Annotated in this window: 12 protein-coding genes and 1 pseudogene; 7 read left to right on the top strand and 6 right to left on the bottom strand. The window is 48.8% G+C overall.

Going from position 1 to position 18,822, the window contains the following annotated elements:
- The first annotated feature begins 32 nt into the window (after positions 1-32).
- A pseudogene (metE, locus tag P0078_RS09295) lies at positions 33-2,266 on the top strand (5-methyltetrahydropteroyltriglutamate--homocysteine S-methyltransferase).
- A gap of 97 nt (positions 2,267-2,363) precedes the next feature.
- Here metE and P0078_RS09290 read toward each other — a convergent pair.
- A complete protein-coding gene (locus P0078_RS09290; protein WP_282934579.1) occupies positions 2,364-3,491 on the bottom strand; it encodes an amidohydrolase family protein in 1,128 nt (375 codons plus the stop codon).
- Positions 3,492-3,957: 466 nt separating this feature from the next.
- On the opposite strand from P0078_RS09290, the gene ltrA reads away from it, so the two are divergent.
- A complete protein-coding gene (gene ltrA / locus P0078_RS09285) occupies positions 3,958-5,256 on the top strand; it encodes a group II intron reverse transcriptase/maturase (protein ID WP_282931929.1) in 1,299 nt (432 codons plus the stop codon).
- A gap of 28 nt (positions 5,257-5,284) precedes the next feature.
- On the opposite strand, the gene P0078_RS09280 is transcribed toward ltrA, so the two are convergent.
- Both P0078_RS09280 and pepQ read right to left on the bottom strand, forming a co-directional pair.
- Positions 5,285-6,067, bottom strand: coding sequence for a hypothetical protein (locus P0078_RS09280; RefSeq protein ID WP_282934114.1), 783 nt, complete (start codon positions 6,065-6,067; stop codon positions 5,285-5,287).
- 426 nt (positions 6,068-6,493) lie between these two features.
- Positions 6,494-7,795 carry a Xaa-Pro dipeptidase gene (pepQ, locus tag P0078_RS09275; RefSeq protein ID WP_282934113.1) on the bottom strand — a complete coding sequence of 434 codons (1,302 nt, stop codon included), beginning with the start codon at positions 7,793-7,795 and terminating at the stop codon, positions 6,494-6,496.
- An 83-nt stretch (positions 7,796-7,878) separates the two neighbouring features.
- On the opposite strand from pepQ, the gene purU reads away from it, so the two are divergent.
- The 5 genes from purU (at position 7,879) to P0078_RS09250 (ending at position 14,642) form a co-directional block, all read left to right on the top strand.
- Positions 7,879-8,718, top strand: coding sequence for a formyltetrahydrofolate deformylase (gene purU / locus P0078_RS09270; protein WP_282934112.1), 840 nt, complete (start codon positions 7,879-7,881; stop codon positions 8,716-8,718).
- 70 nt (positions 8,719-8,788) lie between these two features.
- Entirely contained in the window at positions 8,789-9,205 is a 417-nt protein-coding gene (locus tag P0078_RS09265) for a hypothetical protein (RefSeq protein WP_282934111.1), read from the top strand.
- Between the two features lie 87 nt (positions 9,206-9,292).
- Positions 9,293-10,024, top strand: coding sequence for an AraC family transcriptional regulator (locus tag P0078_RS09260; protein WP_282934110.1), 732 nt, complete (start codon positions 9,293-9,295; stop codon positions 10,022-10,024).
- Positions 10,025-10,403: 379 nt separating this feature from the next.
- Entirely contained in the window at positions 10,404-13,211 is a 2,808-nt protein-coding gene (locus P0078_RS09255; RefSeq protein ID WP_282934109.1) for a TonB-dependent receptor, read from the top strand.
- A gap of 348 nt (positions 13,212-13,559) precedes the next feature.
- Positions 13,560-14,642 (top strand): glycosyl hydrolase family 18 protein, encoded by a 1,083-nt coding sequence (locus tag P0078_RS09250; protein ID WP_282934108.1) that lies wholly within the window; start codon positions 13,560-13,562, stop codon positions 14,640-14,642.
- A gap of 201 nt (positions 14,643-14,843) precedes the next feature.
- Here the strand turns inward: P0078_RS09250 and P0078_RS09245 are convergent, their stop codons facing one another.
- The 3 genes from P0078_RS09245 to gcvP form a co-directional block, all read right to left on the bottom strand.
- Complete coding sequence (locus tag P0078_RS09245) at positions 14,844-15,056, bottom strand: hypothetical protein (protein ID WP_282934107.1); 213 nt, start codon at positions 15,054-15,056, stop codon at positions 14,844-14,846.
- Positions 15,056-15,520 (bottom strand): Tse2 family ADP-ribosyltransferase toxin, encoded by a 465-nt coding sequence (locus tag P0078_RS09240; RefSeq protein WP_282934106.1) that lies wholly within the window; start codon positions 15,518-15,520, stop codon positions 15,056-15,058. The genes P0078_RS09245 and P0078_RS09240 overlap by 1 nt, the downstream gene beginning before the upstream one ends.
- Positions 15,521-15,792: 272 nt before the next feature.
- Complete coding sequence (gene gcvP / locus P0078_RS09235) at positions 15,793-18,684, bottom strand: aminomethyl-transferring glycine dehydrogenase (RefSeq protein WP_282934105.1); 2,892 nt, start codon at positions 18,682-18,684, stop codon at positions 15,793-15,795.
- Between the last annotated feature and the right edge of the window lie 138 nt (positions 18,685-18,822).

Below are 18,822 nucleotides of genomic sequence, written 5' to 3'. Positions count from 1 at the left end.
CCCCTCACAGGAAAGAGCTTGGGAAGGCGGCCATGGTGCAAACACATATCCTCGGCTATCCGCGTATCGGAGCCAATCGCGAACTAAAGAAAGCGCAAGAAGCCTATTGGCGCGGTGATATGCCCCAGCAGCAGTTGCTGCAAGTGGGCACAGAGATACGCCGTGGTAACTGGCAGGCCCAAAGTGAGGCCGGTTTGAGCCGTGTAGCTGTGGGGGATTTCGCCTGGTACGACCAGGTTCTGAATCACTCCCTGATGTTTGGTGTGGTCGGTCAGCGCTTTAAAGAAGGAGCGGCAGATAACAAGCTGGACCAGTATTTCCGCTTGGCCCGTGGTCGCGCTCCATCGGGACAGCCGGTAGCGGCCAGTGCCATGACCAAGTGGTTTGATACCAACTATCACTACTTGGTCCCTGAACTCTCCAATGATCAGGCGTTCTCCCTTGATAGTGAGTGGTTACTTGACGAGGTGCGGGAAGCCCAATCCCTGGGCTACAAAGCCAAGCCGGTGATTATCGGACCACTCACTTACCTGTGGCTGGGGCGAGGTGTGGATAGCCCTCTGGATTTAGTGCCAAAACTCCTGCCTTGCTATGCCGAGTTGCTTTCTCAGCTCGCTGACCTCGGAGTTGAATGGGTGCAGTTGGATGAACCCATACTAGGCCTGGATCTGCCGGATGAATGGCGTGGGGCTTTTGATAGCACCTACCAGCAGATTGCGGCAGTAGCCCCGGGGGTGAATACACTGCTGGCTACCTATTTCTCACCTTTGCGCGAGAATTTGGAGCTGGTATTTTCCCTCCCTGTGTCCGGAGTACATATTGACTGTGTACGCGCACTTGAAGAACTTGAAGCTGCGGCCCAATTGGTAGGTAAAAATAAGGTTCTGTCTGCGGGTGTGATTAATGGGCGCAATGTGTGGCGAGCAGAGCTCAACCGCTGGCAGGGCACTTTGCAGCCTTTGGCGAAACAGTTGGAAGATCGCCTGTGGCTATCAGCCAGTTGCTCCCTGCTCCACAGCCCTGTGGATCTGGAAACAGAGATCAAGCTGCCCAGTGAGCAAAAACAGAAGCTTGCTTACAGCCGCCAGAAACTTCAGGAGTTGGCTCAATTACAGCAGCTGCTCAATGAGGACACAGAGATCCCTGTCTCAGGCGGAGAGAGTGGTGTAGCCGAGGGCTCCATTGCTGATCAATTACGGGATACCTGGCGCCAACAGTGCTTTCAGGATCGCTCTTTAGTACAGGCCAAGCGTTGGCAATTGCCACTGCTACCCACTACCACAATAGGCTCATTCCCACAGACGGATCTTTTGCGCGGTGTGCGCCGCAAGTACCGCAATAGCGAGATTTCTGAGGCGGATTATTTAGAACATCTACGCGCTGAAATTGCCGAAGCTATCCGTCGTCAGGAAATACTCGGTCTGGATGTATTGGTGCATGGTGAGGCAGAGCGCAACGATATGGTGGAATATTTCGGGGAGCAACTGGATGGTTTTGTACACACCGGTAATGGTTGGGTGCAAAGTTATGGCTCTCGCTGTGTGAAACCCCCGATTATTTTTGGTGATATCTCTCGGCCTAACGCTATGACAGTAGAGTGGAGCAGCTATGCCCAGAGCCTTACTAATAAGCCGGTAAAAGGTATGCTTACCGGCCCGGTGACAATTCTCAACTGGTCCTTCCCGAGGGAAGATATTCACCGCAGTGAGAGCTGTCTGCAAATTGCCAAGGCATTGCGGGAAGAAGTGTTGGATCTTGAGGCGGCCGGTATCGGGATCATCCAGATTGATGAACCGGCTTTGCGTGAGGGAGTTCCCCTTCGAGAGTCTGAGCACCAGGATTATTTTGCCTGGGCGGTAGGGTGTTTCCGCTACACCTGTAGCGAAGTAAAAGCGGAAACCCAGATCCACACTCATATGTGTTACAGCAATTTCAATGCAATTATGGATGCCATTGTTTCCCTTGATGCGGATGTAATTACTATTGAGTCAGCTCGCTCCGATTTGCGCCTACTCAGCGCGTTTGCCGATAAGACCGGTGGTTACCCCAATGAAATTGGACCTGGCATTTACGATATTCACTCACCCAATGTGCCGGAAAGGGGGAGCTGGTTGAGCAACTTAAGAAAATTGCACAGGTGGTGCCGGTTGAGCGACTTTGGGTAAACCCAGACTGCGGCCTTAAAACCCGTAACTGGGCTGAGGTCGGGTCATCCTTACTGAATATGGTAGAGGCTGCGCGCACTGTGCGCACAGAACTGGCCTAGCCAATTTATAAATAAAAAAACCGGCAATCATTTGGATTGCCGGTTTTTTCTTTTCTGTTTTTTTCGCTTCTGTTTTTTTCGCTTCTGTTTTTTTAACTTACTCGGACTTGGTGGCTACTGTAGTAGTATTATTTAATTCAAATGGCACTGAAGGGTGGAAAGGTTTAATACCCAAGGCAGTGTAAAGCTCATCCGGGCGATACATATTTTGTCCCTCGAGTACCAGTGCAGTGCGACGTAACGCAGTGATATCCTCAAGGGGATTTCCCTCCAGTAAAACCAGGTCTGCATTTTTACCCACCGCGATACTGCCAGTGTACTCGTCGGCCCCCATAACTTGTGCCGGTACCAGTGTAGCTGTGCGCAGCACATCAATATTCGGAATACCGGCTTTGGCATAGAGTTCGAGTTCACGTAACAGGGTAAATCCGGGGATGCCATCGGAGCCCGCGACCATAGTGACCTTGTGCTCGTGTAACTTGAGCATCATGGCCAGTAGGGCTTCCGCTGAAAGGTCGTAGTCATCCCGATGCTCCGGTTTTACATCCAGCTCGGCGCCGACAAAAGTGCGCTGGATATTGACTGGAAGGTGGTCGGTAATATCGGCAAATTCAGGATCTACCTTGCCTGGCTGGCGCAGTAACATGGAGCTGAATACGGTGGTAGTTGCGTCTACGACGGTGCCTTTTTCGGCCAGTTTATCTAGGAAAGCGGCGACTTCTTTGCTCTCCAGGTCCAGTTCATGGGCATGTTCCCCGATTTCTGTAAAGCGCAGTTTTTTACGGGTATCTAGCTTGCCCATAAAATTCAGAAACAGCATATTAATATGCTGAATTTCATCAAAGCCCGCATCTACCGCTTCTTTGGCGGTCATAAATGCAGGAATATGGCCGGATAAACGCATACCATTATCGTGGATATGTTTGGCTAAGGGTGCGATCCACTCGGGTTCCATCGAGCTGTAGGTTTTAATTTGCTGGTAGCCGCGCTCCGCATACCACTCGACAATTTCCTTGGCTTCCTCCAGGCTATCTGCGGTCTTGCCCATGCGCATGGCATTTTCACTTTCCCGGTCCATAAACCCTGCACGGAAAAGGTCGCCGCCGATAATTTGCTCGGACTCATACATCCCGGCAATGCGTGAGATGTTTTCATGCGTGTTGCCGATATCGCGCACATTGATAATACCTGCGGCCAGTGCGTCCTGAGTATTTTTTTTATAAATAAAAAAAAATACGTGCTATCCAGGAGATGGAGGTCGGCCCTCCGTTATCGCTTTGCAGGAAGTGATAACAAACCCCCTCAAGGTGATCGGAGTAAAGAGCTTTGGTTAGAAGCGCTTGAGGAAAAGGCGTACGAGATACGTCAGGTATGTTGTGTAGAGACGAATGCAAATGAACCACTGATGAGGTGTCGAAAGCGTATTACCAAGATGATGTCAAAACCCGTGCACTGGCTAAGTGCGGGGATAAGCTTGGAGGTTACCTGTTTACCGACCGAGTGGCATCCGGCATAGAGGTGGCGTGAACACACAACAGGCTTTTGGGTGGAACAGGAGAACCTGTCGTCCAGGTGTTAAGGAAGAGCGTCAAGTAGAGGCCCTGCAAGACGTTGAGTACCAAGACTGGTCACAGGGGCGGAACAACCCGTAGTAGTGGAGAAGCGGCTGTAATGGACGTGGAGCGAAGGGGTTGTCGTATTCGGCGACTAACCGTGTAATCAACCCAGATGGGGAGGAATTAACGATTAGCGCAAAGCCATTCAATATTCCCAAGCGAGCGGTTTGGGAAGCGTGGAAGCAGATCAAGGCCAATGGCGGCGGAGCGGGGATTGATGAGATAACGATAGAGCAATATGAATCGAATCTCGCCAAAAACCTGTACAAGCTATGGAATCGGATGTCATCTGGCAGCTATTTTCCATCAGCCGTCAAACGAGTGGATATTCCGAAACTCGATGGCAGCCTGCGACCACTGGGTATCCCCACAATCGAAGATCGCATTGCACAAATGGTGGCTAAGCAACTGCTGGAGCCAGAATTGGAGAAGGTATTTCACCCTGACTCCTACGGCTATCGGCCAGGCAAATCTGCTATAGACGCAGTGCGCCGAGCTCGACAACGATGCTGGGATAGAATCTGGGTAGTTGATTTAGATATCAAGGGTTTCTTTGACAATATTAATCACGAACTCCTGCTGAAGGCATTAGATAAACATAATAATCATCAGTGGGTCAGGCTCTATGTACAGCGCTGGTTAACGGCTCCAGTACAACATCGGGACGGACAGCTTGAAGAGCGAACACAAGGTACTCCACAAGGGGGTGTAATCAGCCCTCTACTGGCAAACTTGTTTTTGCACTACGCGCTGGACGCCTGGATGGTGAGAACGCACAGAGATATTCCTTTTGAGCGTTACGCGGATGATGCTGTTTACCATTGTCGTAATCCTCGAGAGGCGGATCGCTTACTGGCGGCTCTAAAAGCACGCTTGACTACCTGCGGGCTTGAGGCTCATCCAGAGAAAACGCGCAAGGTCTATTGCAAGAACAGTAATCGTAAAGACTCCCACCCAGTGATCCACTTTGACTTTCTGGGCTTTCGATTTGGTCCCAGAAAAGCAAGGAATCGCCAAGGACAGATCTTCACCGCATTTAGTCCTTCAATGAGCCCTAAGGCCTTCAAGAGGATTAAGGATAAGGTCAGGCAATGGCGAGTAATAAACTGGGTGGATCGATCACTATCTGAAATGGCAAAAGTACTTAATCCCGCAATACAGGGTTGGCTGAACTACTATGGTCACTTTGGGCGGAGATATGGTGTTTATCGACTTCAGAAGTATCTTGACCAAACGCTGATGCGTTGGGCCAGGAAGAAGTTTAAGCATCTGAAGCGAAGCTGTTTCAAAAGTTGGGCCTTTATTGGAAAAGTTCGTCAACAAATGCGCGGCTTGTTTGCACACTGGAGAATGGGAAGATTGAAAATGTGCTGAATACGAAGAGCCGTATGAATTGAGAGGTTCACGTACGGTTCTGTGAGAGGTCGAAGGGGAAGTTCCTTTGGTCTACTCGACTATTCAGCACACCATCGGTAGGGGACAGGTGGGCGTGCATATCCCAGAGGCCGGGAATCAGTGTATGGTTGCGGGCATCGATAGTAGTTGCCCCTGTGGTTTTGATCGGCGTTTTACTGATTTTAGCGATCTTCCCCTGTTTAATCAGAACATGCTGTTTTTTCACGAGTTTGCCCGACACCATATCAACCAGATTGACGTTGCTGATCAGGATGGGTTGGGTTGATGTGTGGGTATGTTTCTTGGCAATACCTTGCAGGTACTGGTCTGCGGCTGCGACTTGCCGGGTTTTCAGTTCTTCGAGGTGAGATTTATCCCAGCCTTTGCGCAGGATGGCGAACCATCCCCCTTCGTCGGAGGCAAATAAATCCCCATTGTCATCATACCAGGCGAGATCTGGGGTAAAGCCCAGGCCGCTTACGCCGTAAAGGTGGACCGTTTTCTTTTTCTCGCCTTGTTGCAGGGTCACTTTATCAAGCTTATGGAGGCGCGCTTTTCCTTGCGGCAGTAAATCAATATTTTGATCTGCATCGGTAATCAGTGCTTTTACCAATTGCGTCTGTACGGCAAGGGTACTGTTCTTGGGAATATAAAATTGGGCTTCGGAAGTTTTTGCACTGCCATGTTCATCGGAACCTTTCCAGCGAGCGAAACCATTTTCCAGGGAAAATTCTTCGCTGACTGGAGCACCAAATGGGCTGATCCCTTCAATGGATAATTGCTCGGGCATTGCCGCCTCACCGATAGTGAAGCTCTCCTTGAGGTTTAGGCGACGGTTATTCCAGCCGAGCTTTAATTCACCAGATACCTTTGTTCCATCCTGATGAATAACTTCAGAGCCAGCAATGCCCTCTTTATCGTAAAAAATATATTCGATTGATTTTGCATAAGTGCTATTGGCTGCGGCTAGAAGTGTGGCTGCGATAAGCGTTGCCAGTGTTTTTTTCTCATGAATTGTCCCTTTTCTTGTTGTAATACAGGTGATGGACTTTGGCTTCTTTTCGGTGAGGGGGCAAGCAGCTTAGGGGCGCAAGCGGCGAGAGGAAAAGCGGGAGCGGTGGGGCGTTCTTTAATGTTTTAACTTTCTGAGTAAGGTAAAGATATTGCGAGAGCGCTTACTTGTAAGCACTCTCACAATATTGCTTTAGTCTATGAACTAAGGGGTGCGAGAAAGGTTTTCGTTGCCGGTTGCGTGTACGACAATATTGTCTTCAATACGCACGCCGCCGTAGGGGCGGAAGCTGTCGACCTTATCCCAGTTAACCTCAGCAGCGAGGTCTGAGTCTTTCAGCTCTCCCAATAGGCTATCGATAAAGTAGAGTCCAGGTTCGATGGTAAATACCTGGTTCTCCTCGATAGTTCGGCTGGTACGCAGGAACGGGTACTCGGCCGGTGGGGGTGTCGTGCCTCCATCGGGGCCGGTCTGGTGACCGCCGACATCGTGTACCTGGAGGCCGAGGAAGTGACCCAGGCCGTGTGGCAGGAAGGGGCGAGTTAAGCCGGATTCCACGGCATTCTCGGCAGAGGTTTTGATTATGCCAAATTGGGCCAACAGCTCTCCCACGTTTAAGTGGCACTGGCGATGTAGTTCCGGGTAAGGCAGGCCAGGTTTGAGGCCGTCTACCAGCTGCAACTGCTTTTCATCCATTGCCGCTACCAGCTCTGCGAACTCATTATCGGCATAGGCGTAGGTGCGAGTGATATCAGAGCAGTAGCCATTGCAGTCAGCACCCGCATCGATCAGGAAGCTTTTCAGCTGCGGCTCAGGCAGGCGCTCAGTAGACAGGTGAGTGTAGTGCAGAATTGCGGCATGCTCATTCAGGGCAACAATGTTGCCGTAGGGCATACGGTTCTCGCCCTGGCCAGCAGCGCCCAGGTAGGCTTGGTTGATCTCAAATTCACTGGCGCCACTACGGAAAGCCTGTTCGGCGGCGCGGTGCCCATTGACCGCAATGCGGTTCGCTTCACGCAGGCAGGCGACCTCATAAGGCGTTTTATAAGCGCGGGCCCAGTGCAAGCGGTTGATCAGAAGCTCCGGATTTTCCTCCCCCAGTGGCCAGCCTTGCAGCTTGTCGCTCTCACCGATAAAAGCGGCATTCTCTGGGCTCAGGAACGCCTGGGCATCGGCCGGCTTGCTCAGTAGCTCGATATCGTAGAAATCGCTCCAGAAGGTCTGGGGTGCCGGCGGTACATAGTGCCAAAAGTCTACTGGACGGTAGAACAAAAGCTTTGGCTTTTGTCCGCGCTGATAGATAACCCAGCTGTGGGGGTTGTCGGTAATGGGAACCAGTGCCTTAAAGTGGGGATTCACCTTAAACGGGTAATAGTTATCGTCCAGGAACTGCACCCTGGGAGCGCCACTGAATACGTTGAGGGTATCAAACCCGCTCTGCTCGAGGATTTCGTCGTAGCGGCGGCACAGGGTGGCCATATGATCGGCGTAAAGGTTTTTATCCATGTTCTCCCCGGAATAGATCGCTGAATCGTAAAGTCGGCATAGTGTATAGTCTGGACTCTGGATATTTGGCCTGAAATTTGACCATGGAAAAGAAGATACTGCTGACCGACTGCCCCGATGATAAGGGGCTGATCGCAAAGATTACCAATATTTGCTACAAGCACCAGCTGAACATCATCAAGAATGATGAGTTTGTGGACCGGGTTGAGGGGCGCTTCTTTATGCGCACTGCCCTGGAGGGTATCTTTAACGATGCCACCTTCCTGGAAGATCTGGATATGACACTGCCCCAGGGCGCAGAGCGTCGCTTGGTATCCATAGAGCGGAAGAAACGCCTGGTGCTGATGGTTACCCGCGAGCCCCACTGCCTGGGTGATATCCTGATGAAGTGCTATTCCGGCGCTATGGATGTGGAGATCGCGGCTGTTATCGGCAATCACCCGGATCTGGAGGGGCTGGTACAGAAGTTTGATATTCCTTTCCACTGTATTTCTGCAGAGGGGATGGAGCGCGGAGCCCACGAGCAGCAAGTGGCCACCTTAGTGGATGAGTACAATCCAGATTATTTGGTGCTGGCCAAGTATATGCGCGTGCTAACCCCTGATTTTGTTGCTCGCTATAGTGGGCGCATTATCAACATCCACCATTCTTTCCTTCCTGCATTTATTGGGGCCAAGCCTTATCAGCAGGCCTACGAGCGTGGAGTAAAAATTATTGGAGCCACAGCGCACTTTGTTACCGATGATCTGGATGAAGGGCCGATCATTGAACAGGATGTAATACATGTGGATCATGCCTATTCTGCAGAAACCATGGCGGATGCAGGTAGGGATGTTGAAAAATTGGTTTTGACTCGAGCGCTGCAACTAGTTTTGCAGGAACGAGTGTTTATACACGGAAACAAAACAGTGGTATTTAAATAGAAACGCAGTAAACAATACTAACTTTGTGCTCGATGTAGTAAAGCAGGTTAGTGTTTAGAGAGGATTTTGAGTGAATAATAAAAATATTAGCAGTTTTCAGGCCCGTTTATTTATTGCCGCTGGCCTAGCGTTACCTATTTTTCTCAGTGCCTGTTCCAGCAACAAGCCGATTCCCGGAATGAAAGAGTCGTTTGTAACTGAGATTGCTCAAAATGGAGCCAAGCGTTTTATATTTACTCTTGAGAAGGATCGGCAGGATCTTCCTCCCCCAGTTTCAAACCAGCCTAGTTCTCAACGTCGAATGCAGCGGGATACTATCGGTTTGGGAGGCCGTTCAAGTGACCGTGTAGAGCGTTATTTAGATTGGGCTCTCGAACAAAAGATGTTGGAAACCGGTTTCTGTGAGCGTGGCTATTTTGAAATTGAGCGGGTTATTTCCGCAGATGGGGGTGAGGTGCGGGGAGAGTGCCGAGAAGGCGCTTTTTAGTGTCTTTTCTGCTTGCTAGACCTGTGCAGTAATTCAAGCCGATATAAAAAGACAGGGGCTCTTTACCAGCTATTGCAGATAATAATAATGAAGTCTGAATCAATATTGGAAATGGTGTCTACCCAGCAGATTATTGCGGTTTTTGATTTAATATCAGATATTATTTTTTGGGTAAAAGATGATTCTGGTTACGTAGTACATTGTAACCGAGAGTTTATTGAGCATGTGGGATGCAGGTCTCTTAATCAGGTTGTGGGCCGCTCTGATATGGATTTTTCCCCCTCTTATCTCGCAAAAAACTATATGCGTGATGACCAAAGAGTGATGGAGGGTGAAACGATTACAGATCGACTGGAGTTAAATATAGGGAAAAGTGGAGAGTTGGTTTGGTTTACGACATCCAAGCGCCCACTAAAGAATTCCACTGGAAAAATTATTGGTACCTATGGCGTAGCTCGCGATCTTAATGAGACGGTCAAAACGCTCTCCAGAATGGATAAGCTGAAAAAGCCTGTTGAATATATTAAAAATAATTACAGTCAGCCGATTACTGTCGAACAGCTAGCAGAGGTGGCCAGTTTGTCTGTTAGCGCCCTTGAGAGGCGATTTAAAAAGTATTTGGAGAAAACTCCAATGCAGTTTGTCAGAGAGGTTAGGTTAGAGAACTCCCGTCGTATGCTGGTGGATACTCAGCGGCCAATTTCTGAAATCGCATACCGTGTCGGATTTCCATCTCACAGTTACTTCAGTAGACATTTCAAGAGCATGTTTGGGCAGCTTCCCGCTATTTATAGAGAAGAAGTTCAGTCTCAACTTTGAATGCGATAGGCCATTCCTGAACTACTTAGAGATGGATAATCAATAGAAGTTTTTTGTTGAAATGGTTTGGTGCTGGCTTACTTCCCTTTAAAAATAGTTTATCTATTTGTTGAATATCTTGTAAATCCATAATCGAATTTTGGCCTTTCATACCTTCTAATACTTTTCCCTTAGTGTCCTCAAAAATTCCAAACGCCGATTTTGTTCTATTCCTGTCTCAGTTTCTATTACCCACTTATCCCTTTTTTTCTTAGGGTTTTAGTGCTCAACAAGTGGACTGTCATTACGGGGTTTAGGGTCCCCTGACGGTTTCTCGCCCCTCTCCAATTTGGAGGGGGGCTCTTTTAAAAAACTTATAAGAAAAGAAAGTTGGGATACTATGAAAACAGTCAAGAATAATAGACGAACCACGGTCAAAATCTGGAGTCGGGAGATTAAGCAGAAATCGCTAGTCTCCGCTATTTCATTAGCCATTAGTAGCGTGGCGATTGCTGATGATATCTCTGAGAAAGACAAACCGATGGATCATATTGAGGTAATCGGAATCCTTGAGAGTAATACCAGAAACCTGGAAATTAAGCGGGATTCTAATGCTATTGTAGACGCGATAACCGCCGAAGATGTGGGCAAGTTCCCGGATAAGAATGTTGCAGACTCTCTTCAGCGCGTGCCAGGGATCACAATTACACGCAGTGGTGGAGAGGGTAGTCGAGTCAGTATTCGTGGCACCAGTGCCGAGTGGACCTTGACCCAGTTAAATGGAAACTACATTGCAACCTCTGATGGGGAAGCGCCTTCTCGAAGCTTTAATTACACTTTGCTGCCATCCAACATGATTAGCAAAGTAGAAGTTTACAAAAGCCCGGAAGCTAGAATTGATGAAGGAGGAATTGGCGGAACGGTTATTCTACACAGTCGTAAGCCTCTGGAAATGGATTCTGGTGAGGGTGTTATAACTACTGAAACCACTTACTCAGATACTAATGAGCAGTGGGAACCTCAATATAGTGCTTTTTACTCCTGGAAAAATGAGAGTGAAACCTTTGGTATCCTGGCTGGCTATACCAAGCAGGACAGAACCGTAACCTCAATTGAAAACTACGCGAGCCATTGGCGATTCCATTCAGATACAGTTGAAGGTGCTGAGCGTCCGGCAATTGTTGACCAGGAAACTGGTGAAGTTTACAACAATGTTTGGGCGCCCAGAGCTATGGGTATTGGTAATCATGAGCAGGATAGGGCCAGGGATGGTTATCAAATTACCACTCAATGGCGGCCTACTGAGCGCTTGGAATTTTCTCTGAACTATTTCGGTTCCCAGTTGGGATACGATACCCGTAGTCAGAATCTCACCTTAGCTGAATGGAATGATAACCATAACCCCTACTTTGGCGTTGAGCTGGAAGGGGATACCGTAGTCACCTATGGCAACGGTGATAACGGCTTGCTAAATGCTGATAACTGGGGCGATGCTGATGTCAATGGTGGTGTCGAGGTAGAGCGAGGTTTAATGTCTCCGCAATTGACCGGGCAGGATAGCTACGGTGAATCAGAATCTCATACATTCGACCTCGAAATTCTGTATGAAGGTGACTCTTACACGGCAGCAGTGAATATTGGGCGCAGCTCTGCAAAAGGAGGTGTCTCCGAAAGAATCATGGCAAATATGGATGCACGTTATGGTTCCGTAAATAGTTGGCTGTGGTCTATTGCCGACGGGGAACCTAGATACGAAATCTCTACAGATCTCACCTCGGATCAGGAGGCCTATCCATACTATGACTGGTTTAGTTCTGACGCTACCCAAAATCGGGATAGGGAAGATTATTATCAGCTTGACCTGGGATTTGATACCAATTGGGGAATTGTTAACAAAATCTATGTCGGTACTAAATATCGGGATCATGAAGCCAAGTCCCTAAGAGATACTTTCTTGTGGGATGACGGTATTTCGGATAACGGTGGTTATCGTGGGTGGTTGTCGGGTACCGAATGGTTCCACAACCCGGATTTTCATCCAGACACTTCAATCTTACTTGGCGGCAGCGTAATCGATAATAGCGCAGGCGATACCGGGGCTACTAACTATCTGCCTTTTGATATAGATGCGCTTAAAGCCTACGTTAGTGATAATTTTACCCGGACTGTAGTTCCTGTCTTATCCGGTACCTATACCATCGAGGAGAAAATATTTTCACTTTACGCACAGGCAGATTTTGAATGGGAAGCCTTCCGGGGTAACTTTGGTGTCCGCTATGTTAATACCGACTTAACTACCTCGACGTACGATGACATCATTGGTCAAGAGACAGATATCACCAGTGCAAATAACCGAAGTGCTGATAGTGAAAACTTCCTGCCAAGTTTGCATATTGCCTGGGATCTAACTGATGACCTTGTAATACGATTTGCTGCAGCAAAAACCATGTCTCGAGTTAGTTATGCTGATTTGGGGCAGGCTGAGTCTTATGGCCCCCCTGTAAATATTAACTCGCCGGATTCTTGGACCGGCCGTGGGACTGGCACTTCAGCAAATACTGGGCTAGAAGCGATGCTTTCCAATCAATTCGACCTGGGAATTGAATGGTATTACTTTGATGCTTCCGCACTTGGGGCAACATTATTTAGTAAGGATATCAGCAACCTTCCTATAACCACAACTGAAGTTGTATTACGTGAGCACAATTGCTGCAATGGACCCATTGAAGTCGACATGACTACAAAAACGGGTGGTGCTGAGGCAACTTCAAGAGGCGTTGAGCTGTTTGCACAACACGCGTTCGAAAGTGGTTTTGGTGTAATGGCAAATTATACCTACACCGACACCAGTACTTCAGGGGTGTTTGTTAATGGTGAAGAAACTGAGGCAGAAATTCCTGGAACGGCTAAGCACCAGTACAATCTTTCCGGTTATTATGAAAATGATTTGTACAGTGTGCGAGCATCTTATAACTGGAAAGATGATCGAGCTGGGGGGCTTCACCAAGGGTATAATTTATACGATAAAGCTTATGGGCAGCTTGATCTTAATGCCAGCTTTACCTTCAATGAAAACCTCAATTTCACGGCATCTATCATTAATTTAACGGAGGAAAAGGCAGAGGGGTTCTGGAAGCAGGAAAACAGAATGACTTATTATAATTACTCTGGGCGCAGACTATATATTGGTGCAAACTATAAATTCTAATACCTCGTTGATCGTAGTATTGGGTGTAGAGTGTAAGCTCTACACCATTTTTTGACTATCGATATTAGATTATAGAATTTACATAGCCACATAATAAAAATGAGCATAAATATGAAAAAATAGACACGTAGAGCAATGCAGGCTGCTTGTGCCACCATTTTATTTCAGACTGGTGCATACGCAGATATTGAAGTGGTCAATTCGGATGACTGTCCCTCGGACACTACAACAGTAAGCTATTCTGAAGCGCTTAATTATCCTAATGAATTTTGTGATCTTCTCAATAATGGTGATTTGGTTGGTTTATCAGACGGGTCCTCAATAGAACATCTGGGAAATAATTGCCAATTGACGAGTAATGAAAGTCGCCAATTATCCATGACATTGTGTAAATCCGAACCTTCAGCGCCTCATGTTGTTAGTGGAAGCAGCTGTGCATCTGATGCAAGCCCGGTCACCTATCTTGAGGCTCAAATCTATAAGGATGAGCTGTGTTCCGTCCTGGGGGACTGGGAAATTGCAAATCTTGCCGATAATGCCTCCATGGATGGCAACGGGTATGGGTGTGGTTCACGTAAGAATGAAATCCGTGAGCTGGGCTCAACTCTGTGTAAATCTGATACTCCTCAGGAAAATGTGTCAGCGCCTAAAGTTGCTTACGTAGAAGTTAATAGTAATAACCTGGGCAATGCAGGCTGCTTTACAGAGATCGATGGCAGCCAGTTGTTTGATATAGCTGTGATCTTCGCGGCAAATATTAATTACGATGGTCAGAAAGCTGTACTGCATTTTAATGGCCAAGTGTCAGACTTGCTCAATAACAATTTGAGTACAGTACAAGACTTGCAAGACAAGGGTACGAAAGTGGTGCTCAGCGTTCTCGGAAATCACCAAAATGCAGGTTGGTCCTGTTTTGCCGATGAGCAGTCCGCTGATGACTTTGCTCAGCAGCTAAAAGATGCCGTGGATCAGTATGGGTTGGATGGTATTGATATTGATGATGAGTACTCACAGTGCAGCCAAACCTATTCTGACTCCTTGGTAAAAGTGACTAGTGCATTGCGAGAGAAGATGCCTAACAAAATTATTTCTAAAGCACTTTGGAGTGATACCGATGCTTTTCAGGCTGAATGGAATAGGAAGAAACTGGGCGACCAATTAACTTATGGTTGGGAGATGAGCTATTGGTTGGGCTCAAGCTGTACTTCACGAATCCAGAAATATATCAACCTGGGTGTTGATAAGTCTAAGCTAGGTGTTGGAGCCTCCACTGTGATGAATGGTGCATCTACTGCAAGTGCTTTGGCCTCCTGTAATGAAAATAATAACCTTGGTGGTGGCACTATGATATTTAATGTGACTAAAGATTCTAGCAGTTATCTTTCTACAATATGGCCAGGTACTTCAGCGGTTCCTAGTTGCCTTAAGTAGTTAAAAATTCCCCGTGGAATCTTGTGTGACTTGCTGAAGCGGGGATGTGCTAAAGCTAACTAATCAGTACAGGCAGGAATGTCTGTATTATTACTGTTTTTATGGGGATATCCTATACAGCTATGGGCGATAAGTGGTGTGGATATATTTGTTTAGCTTAATATGCTTCAGGGTGGTTTGAAGCCACCCAGAAGAAAAGCTTTATAATAGTTTTTCTAAGGGTATACCTGTTTCCTTTTCAATCACTTTATATTCCTCTTTAAGAAACTCCAGGAACTGTGTTAGCTGTAAGTGATGCTCCTCATAGTCTGTCTTGTCGCCTATGGTCTCACTTCTTAAAAGGCTTTCTTGATACAAAACGGCATCTCTAACAGCAGAAATTAGTAGTGGTGCCCAGGTATTAGGTACTTCCATTATATAGCTTCCTTAATTAAGGATTTTTCTAGTATTTTTAACTTACTCTTAAATTGATTCAGAGGCATGTCGTATGCTGGGGCTATCGTATAGTGTGTTGCCTCAAATCTGGTGTTATATTCATCTTTTACAATTACAATACCTTCTGGCAAAACTGTCCCTGTAGGAATTTTGTAGTACTCCCAGTTTTTGCCTTTTGGTAATCCTGGTTTATCAAAAGTGCTGAGTCCCCTGGGGCGATCCTTTATGCAAACCCACTCTGTCCCATCGCGGTATTCTATGGTGATATCTGCTGGTCTAGGACGTCCGTTAGACAGAATGAAACCTTTTTCTATAAAGTCGAAGACACCTTGGTCTGATTTTTTGTTCAGAGCTCTCCATAGATCTATGGGTGTTTGACCGTCAGAGTAAGAGTCTGCTTTTCCCTTCGCAATTAATATTTCTTTTAAAACTTTAATGGTCACTTTCACCTCCGATGTTGAAAGCTTGGGACGATTAGAAAGTTTGGCTAAATTTTTCCAAAACGTTCTAATACCGTTTCTTTGTTGTTAGGCGCCGCCTATGTGAGGATTTTTAACTAAGTTAACGCAGAATAATATTGTTGAAAGGTGATGGTTGCAAATACGTAGCTATACAGGAAGTGAGAGTTTGTGCCAGTTCGATAAAAGTATTGTGGGTCGAATAAAAAAGCGGGCATTAAGCCCGCTTTTAAATCCACCTGTGAGAGTGTTAGATCTTACTCAGCGTAGCTCTCAATCGGAGGGCAGGAACAAATCAGGTTGCGGTCGCCGTATACGTTGTCGATACGGTTAGCGGCGGGCCACACCTTATGCTCTTTTAACCACGCCGCCGGGCGCGCAGCGATATCGCGGGAGTAGCTGTGTGTCCACTCATCGCTCATCACGTCCTCAAGGGTGTGGGGAGCGTTGTGCAGCGGGTTGTCTTCAGGGGTGTATTTACCGCTGGTGACATCTTCCACTTCTTGGCGAATTGTTGCCATAGCCTCGATAAAGCGATCCAGTTCACCCTTGGATTCACTTTCGGTAGGCTCGATCATCAGGGTGCCGGCTACGGGGAAGGACATGGTGGGGGAGTGGAAGCCAAAGTCCATCAAACGCTTGGCGATATCCTCTTCAGTGATACCGCTGGCCTCCTTGAGGGGGCGCAGGTCAACCAGGCACTCGTGGGCAACAAAGCCATTGGTGCCGGTGTAGAGTAGAGAGTAGTGCTCACCCAGCTTCTTGGCTACGTAGTTGGCGTTCAGGATTGCCATTTCGGTAGCCTGCTTCATGCCCTGCTTACCCATCATACGGATATACATCCAGCTGATCGGCAGGATGCTGGCGGAGCCCCAAGGAGCGGCGGATATGGTGCCATTATCCAGCTTGGTTTCCGGTACTTCAGTCACCGGGTGGGCCGCCAGGTAGGGCTTCAGATGCTCGCCAACAGCGATCGGACCCATACCGGGGCCGCCGCCACCGTGAGGAATACAGAAAGTTTTGTGCAGGTTCAGGTGGGATACGTCACCACCGAACTGGCCCGGAGCGGCGACGCCGATCAGGGCGTTCATGTTGGCGCCATCAATATAAACTTGGCCGCCAGCCTGGTGAACCAGATCGCAAACTTCGCGGATACCTTCTTCGAACACCCCGTGGGTGGACGGGTAGGTGACCATCAGTGCGGCAACGCGGTCGCCGTGTTCTTCGATTTTGGCTTTCAGGTCTTCGATATCCACATTGCCTTTATCATCACAGGCAACCACAACCACTTTCATACTCACCATCATGGCGGATGCTGGGTTGGTGCCGTGGGCAGAGGCGGGAATCAGGCAGATATCGCGCTGGGTTTCGCCCTTCGCTTCGAAGTACTTCTTGATGGCAACCAAGCCTGCGTATTCGCCTTGGGAGCCGGCATTGGGTTGCAGGCTAACGGCATCGTAACCGGTACAGGCGGACAGCATCTGCTGGAGCTGGCGGAACATTTCCGCGTAGCCTTCCGCTTGATCTACGGGTGCGAAGGGGTGCAGCTTGCCGAACTCGGGCCAGGTGACCGGGATCATCTCGGCGGTGGCGTTCAGCTTCATGGTGCAGGAGCCCAGGGGAATCATGGAGTGATTCAGGGCGATATCCTTGGCTTCCAGAGACTTGAGGTAGCGCAGCATCTCGGTCTCGGAGTGGTAGGTGTTGAACACCGGATGGGTCAGGAATTCAGTATCGCGCACCAGGGAGGCGGGTACACCCAGAGAGCCCTTGCTGGCAATTTCGCTGTCCAGAGTATGCAGATCGATGCTGTGTTCGGTGCCGATAAAGGCATTGAGCAGGTCGGACACATCTTGCAGGGTGGCGGTCTCACTCAGGCTCACACCCAGGGCGTCTTCACCAATTTTACGCAGGTTGATCTCAGCGGCCAGGGCGCGCTGGTAAATTTCTTCCTGCTTGGCGCCAACGGTGACATTTAGGGTATCGAACCAGCTGTCGTGGGCCAGATTGAAGCCTTCCTGCTGCAGGGCGGAAGCGAGAATATCTGCCAGGCGCTGGATGCGGGCAGCGATGGTTTTCAGGCCTTCAGGGCCGTGGTAAATCGCATAGAAAGCGCTCATTACCGCCAACAGGACCTGGGAAGTACAGATGTTGGAGTTGGCTTTCTCGCGGCGAATATGTTGTTCGCGGGTCTGCATAGCCATGCGCAGGGCACGCTTGCCTTTGCTGTCTACGGAAACACCGATAATACGACCCGGTGCGGAGCGTTTGTAAGCTTCGCGGAAGGCGAAGAAACCGGCGTGGGGACCACCGTAGCCCATGGGGATGCCGAAGCGTTGGTTACAGCCAACAACCACGTCTGCGCCCATATCACCGGGTGCCCGGAGGGCTACCAGGCTCATCAGATCAGCGGCCACGGTTACCAGGGCGTTGGCTTCGTGTACTTTGGCAATAATATCAGTTAGGTCACGTACGCGGCCGGTGCTACCGGGGTATTGCAGCAGGGCACCGAACAGCTCGGCGGGGATATCTTTTTCCACATCGCCTACAACTACTTCGAAGCCGAAGTGCTCGGCGCGGGTCTTAACTACGGCGATGGTTTGCGGGTGGCAGTCCTGGTCTACAAAGTAGACGTTGGATTTGTTGCGTTTGACCTGGCGCTTACACATGGCCATGGCTTCAGCTGCTGCGGTACCTTCATCCAGCATGGAGGCGTTGGCCAATTCCATACCGGTGAGGTCCATAATCATCTGCTGGAAGTTCAGCAGGCCTTCCAGGCGGCCCTGGGCAATTTCCGGTTGGTAAGGGGTATAGGCGGTGTACCAACCCGGATTCTCCAGCACGTTGCGCAGGATCACATTGGGGGTAATGGTGTCGTGGTAACCCATACCAATAAAGGTACGGTAGATCTTGTTGCGCGCCGCGATATCTTTCAGCTCTGCGAGGGCCTCAACTTCATTGATCGCATCGGCCAGATCCAGCTCATCGGTCTTGCGAATGGCTTCGGGCACGGTTTTCTCGATCAGCTCTTCGAGGCTGGCAACTCCAAGGGTTTCCAGCATGGCCTCTACCTGTTTGGCATCGGGGCCAATATGGCGATGGATAAAGGCGTCGTGTTGTTCCAACTGCTGCAGCGATGGTTGGGTCATAAACTTCGTTCCTGTAGTCGCAGGGAGTCGTCGCGGTGCGCTCGCGGTTAAAAATAGCACCTGGCCTCAGTACCGCTTTTCCTGTGGAAAGCCTCGGGCCTCCGCGTTGCGGATAGGCGAGGGTAACGCTTGGGAAAA

This window comes from Microbulbifer sp. VAAF005, assembly GCF_030012985.1.
Taxonomy (GTDB): Bacteria; Pseudomonadota; Gammaproteobacteria; order Pseudomonadales; family Cellvibrionaceae; genus Microbulbifer.
Note: the sequence above shows the minus strand (reverse complement) of the source record. Positions and strands in the feature narration are given on the sequence as shown.